Genomic DNA, 12,813 nt, shown 5'->3' on the forward strand with positions numbered 1-12,813 from the left:
TCTAATTAATCAATATATAACATGGCTGTGCGGTTTTCCGATCGGAAATAGCGCTTTCCAGAAAAAGCAGCAGCTTCTTGCAATAAATCCTCTTGGCTGTAGCCTTTGAGACGTTTACGACCATCTGCTAAAATTTCCAAGTCTGTTAAGGCTGTGAGACTTTCCACACTAACAACTTCCTCATCTCCGACAGGATTCATGTAAATCTTTCCAGATTCTTCAAAGACGAGTTGATGAGGGAAAATTTGCGCAATCTCAAAAAGCAAGTCATCCGAGATTTCCTCTTCATTTTCAGAGAAGATCCGCCCCAAGCCCTCACTCTCATAGCAAAAGCCAAAGGATTTGCCAGATAAATTAAGACGAATAAAAGGCTTATTTTCAAAGGTGAAACTTGGTTCAACATTGTAGAGATTTAGTTCCTGACTGAGTTCTGAAAAATAATCCGTCGCAGCTTCAGGGCTCTTTTTCTGGTAGAGTTCAGCAAAGTAAGCATTGACGACACTCGGCGGAGGTGTGATGAGAGCCAACTGCTCTTGTTCTGTTTTGCCAGCTAGAAGTTGATCCAGATAGACCTTATCCAGACTTGTATAACCTCCATACTTTAGAGCCAAAGTTTTAATATCAGTCATAAAATTCCTCTAACCTCCATTTGTTTTTCTCAGAAATGTAGCCTGTAATCACTTCTCCATCATCTTGATAGTCGCGCTCTTCCAGAATCGCTACACTTTCTAGATCATGTATCTTGTAGGATTTTGAAAAAGGCACGCGCAGGGTAAAGACTTCAAAAATATCCTTGATCTTCTCCAAAAACAATGCTTGCAAGTTCTCACGACTATCCTCAGACTTGGCAGAAATGAGGGCATACGGCGTTTGAGTAGGCGTGAAATCCTCCACCAAATCCGCTTTATTGTAAAGGGTCAGTCGAGGAATATCCTCCATATCCAAGTCTTTCATGATAGACAGAACCGTTTTTTCATGCTCCTCGTGGTAAGGATTGCTGGCATCAATGACATGCACCAGAAGGTCCACATGCTTGCTTTCTTCCAAGGTTGACTTGAAACTGGACACCAATTCAGTCGGCAAATCTTGGATAAACCCAACCGTATCAGTCAAGGTAACCTGAAGATTGCCCCCCAGATGGATACTCTTAGTTGTCGCATCCAGGGTCGCAAAGAGCTCGTCAGCCTCATACTGGGTCTTGCTGGTCAAGGTGTTCATGATGGTTGATTTCCCAGCATTGGTGTAGCCAATCAAACCAATCTTAAAGGTACTCGACTCCAGACGTTTTTCTCTAACTGTTGCCCGATTTTTCTCTACCACCTTGAGCTGGCGCTCGATATCTGTGATTTGATTACGAACACTACGACGATTCAATTCCAGCTGGCTTTCACCTGGACCACGGGAACCAATTCCCCCTGCCTGACGGCTGAGAATAATCCCCTGACCAACCAAGCGAGGCAAGAGATACTTGAGCTGAGCCAAATGAACTTGGAGTTTTCCTTCATGGCTTCGAGCCCGCATGGCAAAGATATCCAGAATCAACTGCATACGGTCTATGACCTTGACACCGAGAACTTCTTCTAGATTGACATTTTGCCGTGGAGTTAAGCGGTTATTGACAATGACTGTGGTAATTTCTTCTGCATCCACCATCCGCGCAATCTCTTCCAACTTACCAGAGCCGACAAAGGTCTTGGAGTCATACTTTTCCCGTTTTTGCCTGTAGCTATCCACAACGACGGCCCCAGCTGTCTTAGCCAGACTGGCCAATTCTTCCATGGAGAGGTCAAAATTGTCCATGCCCTGCAATTCCACACCGATGAGTAGGACACGTTCCTCTTTTTTCTCCGTTTCAATCATTTAAAAACTCCTCAATCTGGCTTAAAATGCGGTTTTGAACTCCAGGCTCTCCTATCTGATAAAAGGTCACCTGCATGCGATTACGGAACCAGGTCAACTGACGCTTAGCAAAACGGCGGGTTGCCTGTTTGAGACTATCGCTGGCTTCCTCAAGAGTTTGCTCCCCACGGAAATAAGGAAAGAGTTCCTTGTAGCCAATGCCTTTGGCTGCCTGCACATCTGGATAATGGTCAAAGAGCCACTTAGCCTCATCCAAAAGTCCAGCCTCAAACATCAGATCTACTCGACGGTTGATACGTTCATAAAGCTGACTGCGTTCATCATCCAAGCAGATAATCAAAGCTTCATAAGGACTTTCCTGATTTTTCAAATCCTTACCAAAATGGGCAATTTCCAAGGCACGCATGGCACGACGACGGTTAAACTGGGGAATTTCAAGGCCTGCTTGCTTCACGAGATGGACTAATTCCTCATCTGAATAAGGCTCTAAACTAGCTCGATAGGCTAATATCTCCTCATGAGGTGTCTCTCCACCTAGATGGTAGCCTTCCAGCAAGCTCTGAATATAAAGCCCAGTTCCACCAGCTATAATGGCTAGCTTGCCACGGCTTTGAATATCCTCAATAGCCTTCTTAGCTTCTGAAACAAAATCAAAAGCCGAGTAAGACTCGGTCACCTCTCTGACATCAATCAAATGATGAGGAACAGCAGCTTGCTCCTCTGGGCTAGCCTTGGCCGTCCCAATATCTAGCCTTCTGTATACTTGCTGACTGTCACCACTAACCACCTCTCCACCAAAGCGCTTGGCCACTTCAATAGCAAGGGCTGTCTTCCCAACAGCAGTCGGTCCAACAATCACAATTATTTTTGTTTTCATCTTTTTTCCTTGAAAAATTTCCATTTTTTCGTTACTATTATTATATCACAAAAAGGTCAGTCAGAAAAATGCTACCACTTGGGGAGCCTGGCTGATCGAGAAGATAAAGGAGGAAGACTCATGGCTAAAGGATTCGCTAAAGGTCTTGTAACAGGTGTCGCAGGAACTGTCGCTGCCGTTGCAGGTGCAGTATACGCAATTAAAAAGAAAGTGATTGAGCCAGAAGAGCAAAAAGCAGCTTTCATCGAAGAAAACCGCAAAAAAGCAGCTCGCCGCCGCGTATCACATTAAGCAACAAAAGAAGTTGAGAAATCTCAACTTCTTTTTATTTTCTTAAATAGCCAAATCAAACTTCAGTTGTGGCTTGACCGGATCATAGTCAACCAACTCAAAGTCTTCCGCTTTGATATCAAAGAAATTAGTCCCATCAGGAACATTTAAAACCAAACGAGGTTGGCAGTTTGACGGCTCACGACGGAGCAATTCCTGAGCTTGTTCAAACTGATTATCATAGATATGGAGGTTGTTGATAAAATAGAAAAACTTCCCAATCTTCCAGCCAAAATGCTTGGCAATCATCATTTGAAGAGCCACATACTGCATGGCATTGATATGGTGAGCCACCAGCATATCATTAGAGCGCTGGGTCAAGGTCGCATCCAGATAGATTTCCCCATCAACGCGACGGACATCAAACATGGTCTGAAAGGCGCATGGAAGGAGGCCGTCTGTCTCCTCAAATGCTTGGTAATCCCAGAGTGAGATGATATTGCGGCGGTTCCAGGGATTGGCTTCCAACTGCTTGAGAATCTTATTAATGATATCGTGTTTCTTAACGACCGCCCCATAGCGTTCACCGATGGTTCCCGTATCTCCCACTTCCCAGTCATTCCAGTAGTGAACATTGTACTTACTGTTTAACACTTCTAGGCTATTAGACTGATCTTGGTAAATCCAGAGTACTTCCTTGATGGCGGATTTGATTGCAATGGGTCGCAAGGTTGTGATGGGAAATTCACCTTTTGACAAATCATACTCTGCAAAGGCACCCGTTATGTACTTGGAGTTGGCAACAGTCCCATCCTTGTACTTGGGACGAGCCTGCTCAGAAAAGACACCGTCTTTGAGGATTCGTTCAATATTCTCTTTAAAAATCGTATCAGCTTTTGTCATTTACTCTCACCTCATTTATTGTCCTAACTAGTATAGCATAAAAAAAGAAAGGAGGAAAATCACTGGCTTTAAAGTAGTGTTTTTCCCCTTTTTATTATCTTATTGCAATACAAGTGATGCTGCTCCGATAACTCCAGCGTCATTTCCTAGAGTTGCAAGAGCCAATTTAGTAGATGTGCGTACTTGTGGGAAGGTATTTTCGTCGTAGACTTTTTGAACACCTTGTAGAAGGAATTCTCCTGCAGCTGACACCCCACCACCGATAACAATCGTTGAAGGGTTGAGGATGGAGCCGATATTAGCACAAGCGATACCCAAGTAACGTGAGAAGTTACGGTAAACGATCAAGGCAAGGTCGTCCCCTTCTTTTGCAAGGTCGAAGACAGTTTTTGCTGTTACTTCTTCACCGTCGTCTATCAAGCGTTTCAAGGCCGCATCGCCTTCGTATTCATCTGCATATCGACGAGTCAAGTTGACAATCCCTGTTGCAGAAGCAACTGTCTCAAGACAGCCTTTTTTACCACAGGTACATGCGATTGGTTGGTCAAAGTCAACAGTGATATGGCCAAGCTCACCTGCCGCTCCAGCAACACCGTGAAGCAATTTGCCTTCTGCCACGATACCGCCACCAACACCTGTACCAAGTGTCATAAAGACAACATCCGGTTGGTTCTCACCAGCCCCCATCCAACGCTCACCAAGAGCAGCTACGTTGGCATCATTATCAATGAAGAATGGAATCCCCAAGGCTTTTTCAATCTTTTCTTTAATTGGTTGAAGGGTTTTCCAGTTGAGGTTGTAGGCACCGATAACAGTTCCTTTTTCACGGTCAACCACACCAGGTGATCCCATCCCAATCCCTCGGAAGTCTGTGGCTGACAATCCAAGCAAGTCCAAACGATGTTGAATAGACTCAATCATATCATCTACGATATGGCTTCCTTCATCCAAAATATTAGTCTTGATAGACCATTTTTCTTGGATTTCTCCCTCTTGAGTTAAAATTGCAAACTTGATAGATGTTCCACCAAGGTCAATCCCAATAATCTTTTGACTCATCGTCTTCTCCTTTTTAATTGAAAATGCTTACAGATATAGTATAACAAAATCGTCTCTTTTGTGCAAAGGTTTGCAGGCTACAAGCCAAAATTAAAACATCTCATTTGCTTCACTATTTGTAAAAATTAGTCACCTAAATGTTGAATTGCATAGTTTGCTTCTTCTTTTGTAAATTGTCCATTCCAAGGAGAAGTTAGCCTCTCATAAATTTTTGTCTTTGATAAATTGGTATTCTTTCGGTATTCTCTTGCTCGAATTAAGGCATTTGCTTTGTAATCTGCATTCAAGTGATCGATGGCATACTGCACTGCTGAACTTGAAAAACCATGCCACGCTAATTGGTCATAGAGAGCTTTTTTTGACATATGTACAGACGAATTATAACTTTTCGCTTTACTTAAAGCAGCATTGTACGGGTTCCCATCTGCCGGTTTTAGTTGCCGCACACCATCGTATCCTACATAGTAACGGCCACCATCTACCCATTTGCCCCTAGCCATTTCACCATCTGATCCCACATAGTAACGGCCACCATCTACCCATTCATTCTTGGCTATCTTTCCATCTGATTTATAATAATAGTATCCTACCCATTTATTGCGGGCAATGCTTCCTTCTGGTGCTAAATCTAGTTTTTGAATGGCATAGTTTGCTTCTTCTTTTGTAAATCTTCCAATCCAAGGAGAAGTTAGCCTCTCATAAATTTTTGTCTTCGATAAATCGGTATACTTTCTTGCTTGAATTAAGGCATTTGCTTTGTAATCTGCATTCAAGTGATTGATGGCATACTGCACTGCTGAACCTGAAAAACCATGCCACGTTAATTGCTCATAGAGAGCTTTTTTTGACATATGTGAAAACGAATTATAATCTTTTGCTTTCTTTAAAGCTGCTGAGTATGGATTCCCATCTGCCGGTTTTGGTTGCCGCACACCATCGTATCCTACATAGTAACGGCCACCATCTACCCATTTGCCCCTAACCATTTCACCATCTGATCCCACATAGTAACGACCGCCATCTACCCATTCATTCTTGGCCATCTTACCATCTGATTTGAGATAATATCTACCTACCCATTTATTACGAGCAGAGCTTCCTTCTGCTGTTAGATAATAATAGGAACCATAGTTTTTATCATAAATCCAGTCACTTTTAACCTTTTTTCCATCAGAATCAACATAATAACGACCACCATCTACCCATTCATTTTTAGCTCTCTTTCCATCTGATTTGAGGTAGTAATTTCCTACCCAGCCAGACTGAACTTTAGATTGTGATTTATCCTGTTTAGGAGTTGTTTCTTTAGCTTTTTCAGTCGGTTTTGGTGCTGGTGTTTTTGGTTTCTCAGCAGGTTTTTGTGCTGGTGTTTTCGGTTTCTCAGCTGGTTTCGGTGCTGGTGTTTTCGGTTTCTCAGCTGGTTTTGGTGCTGGTGTTTTTGGTTTCTCAGCAGGTTTTTGTGCTGGTGTTTTTGGTTTCTCAGCAGGTTTTTGTGCTGGCGTTTTCGGTTTCTCAGCTGGTTTTGGTGCTGGCGTTTTCGGTTTCTCAGCTGGTTTTGGTGCTGGCGTTTTCGGTTTCTCAGCTGGTTTTGGTGCTGGCTTTGGCGCTGGTTTTGGTTGCCACAGACCATCGTCTCCTACATAATAACGACCACCATCTACCCATTCATTTTTGGCCATCTTACCATCTGATTTTAGATAGTAATTACCTACCCATTTGTTGCGAGCGTAGCTGCCTTCTGCTGTTAGATAATAATAGGATCCATAGTTTTTGTCATAAATCCACTCAGCTTTAGCCATCTTACCATCTGATTTAAGATAGTAATTGCCTACCCATGTGTTGCGAGCGTAGCTGCCTTCTCCTGTTAAATAATAGTATGACCCATAGTTATTGTCATAAATCCATTCATTTTTAGCTCTCTTCCCGTCTGATTTTAGATAGTAATTACCTACCCATGCGTTTCGAGCGTAGCTACCTTCTGCGGTTAGATAATAATAGGATCCATAGTTTTTATCATAAATCCATTCACTCTTAGCCATTTTACCATCTGATTTAAGATAGTAATTGCCTACCCAAGCATTTTGGACATAGTTTCCCGAAGCATTTAGATAGAAATAAGAATTAGCTTTTTTATCAAAAATCCACTTATTAGTAACTTTAGTACCATTTTCATAGTACGATGAGCCTACCCAACCAGACTGAGCTGTAGATTTGGACTTATCCTCTTTAGGACTTGTATTTTTAGGTTTCTCAGCAGGTTTTTGAGCTGGTGTTTTCGGTTTCTCAGCTGGTTTCGGCGCTGGCTTTGGTTCTGGTTTCGGTGCTGGTGTTTTTGGTTTCTCAGCTGGATTTTGCGCTGGTGTTTTTGATTTCTCAGCTTGATTTGACGCCGAAGTTGTATTCTCTTTTACAACCTTACCATTTTTAGATGCATCCTTTTCTTGAGCAGAAACATGCTGAGCCGAGAAAGGAAAGTCTCCAGTTGTATCCGCAAATGAAATAAGTCCCAGTGTTGCAGTTGCTAAGCTGGTTACTAAAAATTTTTTTGATTTTTTCATAAAAATCTCCATTATTTTTAATGATTTATACCTATAGTATACCATATACTTAATTTTTTTTACACTCAAATAATAACTATTTATGAAAGCCCTATTTTAAAATGAAGTGCAACACAAAAGACATGTTCATCTGATATACTAGAGTTGCGAAAAACAGTATAAAAGAAGATGAACATGTCCACTAATTATTCTTATACAAGCACTTATCTGAAGCTGAGCGACTAGAAATTGAAGCTTATTTAAACGTAGGACTCAAACCTGCTGAGTTTGCTCGTAGACTGGGGGAAACTGCTCTACTATTACTCGTAAAATGAATCGTGGTTCCATAACATAAGTGAAATAAGTCAATGGGCAGAAAATCTATTACCTACACCATTATGCAGATGCTACCCATAACTGTTATCAGTGTGCTAGAGAAGCCAGCTATTATTTGAAACTATATCGTTTATTGGACGACTTTCTGAAAGAATTTACAGAAGTAATGGGAGAGAAACCAACGGGACATAGCATAGATGCCTTTGTTCACACCTATAAACTCCAACCCCTTTTTGAAATTGGAAAATCCATTCTGTTCTGAGTGGAAAGACAATAGGAGAAGCTTCTATTTTGAACTTGGCTATAGTCCGCAAAAAAGCTGTTTGAGCTCACTCAAACAGCTTTAAAGATACTCTCTTAATTAGAGGAACAACTTTGTTGCACTTGACTTATCAATCAGTGTTAAAATAGTTATTCTAAATAATTAGTCACCCAAATGTTGAATGGCATAGTTAGCTTCTTCTTCAGTAAATTCTTCACCATAAGGCGAAACCAACTGATCGTATATTGCATCTTTCGATTTATTAAATTGTTTTTGGTAAATTTTAGCCTTTGCTAAGGCATTTGCCTTATAGTCTGCATTCAAATGATCGATGGCATATTGTGCGGCATCACTTGTAAATTTTTCTCCATATTGAGAAGTCAATTGTTTGTACAAACGCTTCTTAGACATATTTGCCCACGAATTGTAATTTTTTGCTTTCTCAAGAGCATTTGCATAGTCTGTTTTAGTCTGGTTAGAGCTGGACTGGCTAACTGACTGATTTTGCCATAAGCCATCAGAACCTACAAAGTAACGTCCACCATCAACCCATTCATTCTTGGCCATCTTACCATCGGACTTGAGATAGTAATTTCCTTGCCAACTGCTTTTAGCATATGATCCGTCAGATTTGAGATAATACCAGCCTTGGTAGCCTCCATCATAAATCCACTCGCTTTTAGCCATCTTACCATCGGACTTGAGATAATAATTTCCTTGCCAACTGCTTTTAGCATATGATCCATCAGATTTGAGGTAATACCATCCTTGGTAGCCTCCATCATAAATCCACTCGCTTTTAGCCATCTTACCATCGGACTTGAGATAGTAATTTCCTTGCCAACTGTTTTTTGCATAAGTACCATCTGATTTGAGGTAATACCAGCCTTGGTAACCTCCATCATACACCCACTCGCTACTAGCCATCTTACCATTTGACTTGAGATAATAATTACCTTGCCAGCTGTTTTTTGCATAAGTACCATCTGATTTGAGGTAATACCAGCCTTGGTAGACGTTGTCATAAAGCCATTCATTTTTAGCCATCTTGCCATCGGACTTGAGATAGTAATTTCCTTGCCAGCTGTTTGTAACATATGATCCGTCGGATTTGAGGTAATACCAAGCACCGTCACGATTCACCCAACCACTAGTTGTTCGACTAGATTGAGAATGAGATTGACGTGGTTTAAAAACACCTCGAGGGGCTTTTGAGCGTTCACAGGCAACTCCGTCACCATCTTTGTCTAGTCTAGAAGAATATCCAGGCTCTCCTCTATGAATATCAGAGTAGCCATTTTGCCATGCTTCTGTGCAACTAGAAAAGTGAATTGTATCATTAGCAAAAGTCGGTTGAGCAAGTATTGTCAAAACAGATAAACTAGCTAGACTAGTTTTTAAAAGAAAAGTTTTTTTCATCATTTCCTCCTTTAAAAGGACATCGTTTTCTTTTTATTTTATCAAACTTAATTCAACAATTCAAATTATTTAACATATTTATCATGTTGTTTTTAAATTTAAAGAATCATTTAGGATTCACTTCCAACTCATACAAACCTCTGACTGCGTTACAGCCATAGATAGCTTCTGCTTGGTTCAAGTCTGCCAAAGTCAGAACTTTTTCCTCTACCTGTCCTCTTTCCAGCAAATGCTGGCGGTAAATTCCTGGCAAAATCCCTAGACTGATAGGCGGTGTGTAGAGCTTACCATTAATTTTTAAGACCAGATTTCCAATAGAGGTTTCTAATAGCTCTCCTACCACATTATGGTAAATGATTTCCTGTTCCCCTAAGCTCAAGTGCGGTCTGTGAGTGGTTTTGAAGTAGGTAAATGATTGATTCAAATCTGCTTCTTGCAGACAAAGTTTGGCTTTGCAGAAACTTGGACTGAGGGGTGCTAAGATTTGGCGACTGAGTTCTATCTCTCCAGATTTGCTGAGGATTATTCGCAAACGGTAGTCTTGGTGGGAATCACAGGCCTGACACTCCATCTCTATCTTTTGTCTCAAGTCTTCCGGATCAAAAGGAAAGGCAAAATAACGACTCGCCTTTGTCAGTCTTTCCAGATGTTGATCTTCAAATGGTAAACGCTTCTGGCTGATTTTCCCAGTTGTAATCAGTTTGAAACGAGCTTGTTTACGATAGAGAACAGCCGCCTTTTGATGAACTTCACGGTATTCAGACTCCCAGGTGCTATCCCAAGTAATCCCGCCTCCAACTCCATAGATGGCTTGACCCTTGTAGAGTTGAATAGTTCGAATGGCGACATTAAAAATCCGGCGCCCATTTGGAAGCAAGAGACCAATCGTTCCGCAGTAGACTCCTCTGGGTTGTGGCTCCAAGTCCTTGATGATTTCCATGGTCGCAATTTTGGGAGCTCCCGTTATGGATCCACATGGAAAGAGCGAACGGAAGATTTCAACTAGGTCAACATCCGGTCGTAACTGACTCTTGATGGTCGACGTCATCTGCCAAACAGTCGAATACTGCTCCACTTGGCAAAGACGCTCCACGTGCTCACTCCCCACCTCAGAAATACGGTTCATATCGTTGCGCAAAAGATCCACAATCATCATATTTTCAGAGCGATTTTTAGGATCCTGTTCTAGCCAGCTAGCTTGGGCAAGGTCTTCTTGGTCAGTCACTCCCCGCTGGGTTGTTCCTTTCATTGGGCGAGTCGTTAATTCACGGTCATTTTGCTCAAAAAAGAGCTCTGGGCTCATGGAAATCACCGCCATCTCGTCATGTTCAACATAGGCATTGTAGCCCGCCTCCTGTTCTACCACCATGCGATTGTAGATGGCAAAGGGATTGGCACTTAGGTCTTGCTTGAGTTGGACAGTGTAGTTGACCTGGTAGGTATCCCCCTGACGCAAATGATGGTGAATCTGGGCAATCGCCTTTTCATAGTCTGTCGCAGATGTTACTTCTTGCCACTTTGAAGGCAGATCTACTTCCTCATAAGTCAGAGGAATAGGCGATGTTTCTACCCTATCATGAACTGTAAAATATAGCAGATACTCGCCCAGTAAAGGAGCTTTATGAACTGCTAATTTCTCCTCAAATGCAGGTGCAGCCTCGTAACTAACGTAGCCCACCACATAATAGCCTTGCTCTTGGTAGCTTTCCACTTGTGCTAGCAAATCCGCCACTTCTGCTAAATCTCTCGTTTTTAACTCTTTAATCGGCTGGGTAAAAGTGTATCTCTCCCCCAAAGCTCTAAAATCAATCACTGTTTTTCTATGCATATCTTAAGTATAGCACAAAAAAGCCGACCTAGAACAGCTAAATCCAGCTTTGTTTACTGATTTCTATAACGAAAAAAATTCTCTACCTTACTTTTTCTACTTTTGGCAATTCTCCATTAGATAGTACCCCTTCTTCTTGTAAAAACTGGTCTTATTTGGAGCACTTTACAACAAAAATCCAACAAAAAAACAGGGAGAGTCTTAGTTTCTATACCCTTACTCTCTCTGTCTTTTACTGTTCAGAAATTAAAAATTGATTTGAAGTTTTAATGATGTTTACCGTTTCCTTGACATCTAAATCATCCGTGAATAGAAAATGATGTTTCTCACTATTTTTAGCTAGAAACTCATTTCTTGCTTGGATTGATAAATCGCCCGTTCTCTCAATTTCTTTTCGAGAAGAATCCCTATCTTTCAAGGTTTCTTCTTGAGCCATTAGGACACAATATTTTAGCTTAATTCGTTTTTCTTTTAAGAAGGCTGCAATTTTCTTCAGTTGATCTTCAAATATGACATACTCTATCACGACAGTAACGCCACGATCCAAGAAATTATTGGTCAGACTGATGATATTATCCCAGAATAAATCCATGTAAAATCCATCATCTTCCCAAGGAGCTACGAGACCTCCTTTAATCATTAAGTAAATCATGTCGCCCTCTATAACTGCACTTTTGTCAAAAGAATAGGCCAACTCTTTGCTGACGGTGCTCTTTCCAACGCCTGGGGGACCTGAAATAATATAAACACAATTTTCCAACCTTATACCTCTACATACTTGAAATATCTCTAACTTACGATAACTTTCAGCCCACTTATGACTTTCTTATGAAGTCTTCAGGATACTGCGCACGCGCTCCTCCGATTAGTTTGGGACGACTTGCAAGAGCCGTTACATGGGCATGCCCAATTTCTCTCAAAAGAGGGCGAATCGGAACCTGAACATGCTTGACATGCATGCCAATCGCAGTATCTCCGATATCCAATCCAGCATGGGCCTTAATAAATTCAACCTCAACTGGATCCCGCATAAACTTGAAGGCTGCCAACTGACCCGAACCTCCTGCATGAAGTGTAGGAAGGACACTGACGATTTCAAGACCAAACTGCTCTGCCACCTGACGTTCAACGACGAGGGCTCGATTGACATGTTCACAACCTTGAACGGCTAGATGAATACCTTTAGCCTCTAGGATAGCTAGAATGGTCTTCACAATGATTTCCCCAATTTCTTGACTGGATTCCTTGCCAATCTGACCACCTATCACCTCACTAGAAGAAAGGCCCAAAACAAAGATAGCTCCTTGCCTCAAATTAGCCTTGTCTATTACATCTTCTACAATCTGGCTTGTTGCTCTTTGAATGTCTTTTTCCTTCATACTTGATACCTCTTTTGTCACTATCTATCATATCTTTTTTTACGGATTTTATCAAGGCCAACTAATCATTCTGATTTTTAATA

11 protein-coding genes and 1 pseudogene are annotated in these 12,813 nt (G+C 41.5%); 2 read left to right on the forward strand and 10 right to left on the reverse strand.

The window, feature by feature from the left end; translation table 11 throughout:
• Positions 1 to 5: 5 nt before the first annotated feature.
• The 3 genes from PCY17_RS01585 to miaA are packed head-to-tail and all read right to left on the reverse strand — an operon-like array spanning position 6 to position 2,737.
• Positions 6 to 629, reverse strand: coding sequence for a cystathionine beta-lyase (locus PCY17_RS01585; protein WP_084944215.1), 624 nt, complete (start codon positions 627 to 629; stop codon positions 6 to 8).
• Positions 622 to 1,860, reverse strand: a complete 1,239-nt coding sequence (hflX, locus tag PCY17_RS01590; RefSeq protein WP_301391064.1) for a GTPase HflX — start codon at positions 1,858 to 1,860, stop codon at positions 622 to 624. Before hflX ends, PCY17_RS01585 begins: the two co-directional genes overlap by 8 nt.
• A complete protein-coding gene (gene miaA, locus PCY17_RS01595) occupies positions 1,853 to 2,737 on the reverse strand; it encodes a tRNA (adenosine(37)-N6)-dimethylallyltransferase MiaA (protein ID WP_000850175.1) in 885 nt (294 codons plus the stop codon). Before miaA ends, hflX begins: the two co-directional genes overlap by 8 nt.
• Before the next feature lie 120 nt (positions 2,738 to 2,857).
• Between miaA and PCY17_RS01600 the strand changes: the two genes are divergently transcribed.
• A complete protein-coding gene (locus PCY17_RS01600; RefSeq protein ID WP_001051782.1) occupies positions 2,858 to 3,028 on the forward strand; it encodes a DUF3042 family protein in 171 nt (56 codons plus the stop codon).
• A 42-nt stretch (positions 3,029 to 3,070) separates the two neighbouring features.
• On the opposite strand, the gene PCY17_RS01605 is transcribed toward PCY17_RS01600, so the two are convergent.
• The 3 genes from PCY17_RS01605 to PCY17_RS01615 form a co-directional block, all read right to left on the reverse strand.
• The gene (locus tag PCY17_RS01605; protein WP_084944213.1) at positions 3,071 to 3,910 is read right to left on the reverse strand and encodes a thymidylate synthase; all 840 of its coding nucleotides are present in this window, start codon (positions 3,908 to 3,910) and stop codon (positions 3,071 to 3,073) included.
• 99 nt (positions 3,911 to 4,009) lie between these two features.
• Positions 4,010 to 4,969 carry an ROK family glucokinase gene (locus tag PCY17_RS01610; RefSeq protein ID WP_000078551.1) on the reverse strand — a complete coding sequence of 320 codons (960 nt, stop codon included), beginning with the start codon at positions 4,967 to 4,969 and terminating at the stop codon, positions 4,010 to 4,012.
• 125 nt (positions 4,970 to 5,094) lie between these two features.
• The gene (locus tag PCY17_RS01615; RefSeq protein WP_084944212.1) at positions 5,095 to 7,527 is read right to left on the reverse strand and encodes an Ltp family lipoprotein; all 2,433 of its coding nucleotides are present in this window, start codon (positions 7,525 to 7,527) and stop codon (positions 5,095 to 5,097) included.
• Between the two features lie 168 nt (positions 7,528 to 7,695).
• On the opposite strand from PCY17_RS01615, the pseudogene PCY17_RS01620 reads away from it, so the two are divergent.
• Positions 7,696 to 8,142 (forward strand): annotated as a pseudogene (locus PCY17_RS01620) (helix-turn-helix domain-containing protein); the annotation flags it as partial.
• A 124-nt stretch (positions 8,143 to 8,266) separates the two neighbouring features.
• Here PCY17_RS01620 and PCY17_RS01625 read toward each other — a convergent pair.
• From PCY17_RS01625 to PCY17_RS01640, 4 genes are all read right to left on the reverse strand, one after another.
• Positions 8,267 to 9,526: an Ltp family lipoprotein gene (locus PCY17_RS01625; protein WP_084855945.1), complete on the reverse strand. Its 1,260-nt coding sequence runs from the start codon at positions 9,524 to 9,526 to the stop codon at positions 8,267 to 8,269.
• 103 nt (positions 9,527 to 9,629) lie between these two features.
• Positions 9,630 to 11,351 carry an aminodeoxychorismate synthase component I gene (gene pabB, locus PCY17_RS01630; protein ID WP_084944211.1) on the reverse strand — a complete coding sequence of 574 codons (1,722 nt, stop codon included), beginning with the start codon at positions 11,349 to 11,351 and terminating at the stop codon, positions 9,630 to 9,632.
• A 232-nt stretch (positions 11,352 to 11,583) separates the two neighbouring features.
• Complete coding sequence (locus PCY17_RS01635; protein WP_084944210.1) at positions 11,584 to 12,111, reverse strand: AAA family ATPase; 528 nt, start codon at positions 12,109 to 12,111, stop codon at positions 11,584 to 11,586.
• A 55-nt stretch (positions 12,112 to 12,166) separates the two neighbouring features.
• On the reverse strand, positions 12,167 to 12,730 hold the full coding sequence (locus PCY17_RS01640) for a TIGR01440 family protein (RefSeq protein ID WP_162287130.1): 564 nt from the start codon (positions 12,728 to 12,730) through the stop codon (positions 12,167 to 12,169).
• Positions 12,731 to 12,813: the final 83 nt, after the last annotated feature.

This window comes from Streptococcus sp. SO2 (assembly GCF_030440025.1).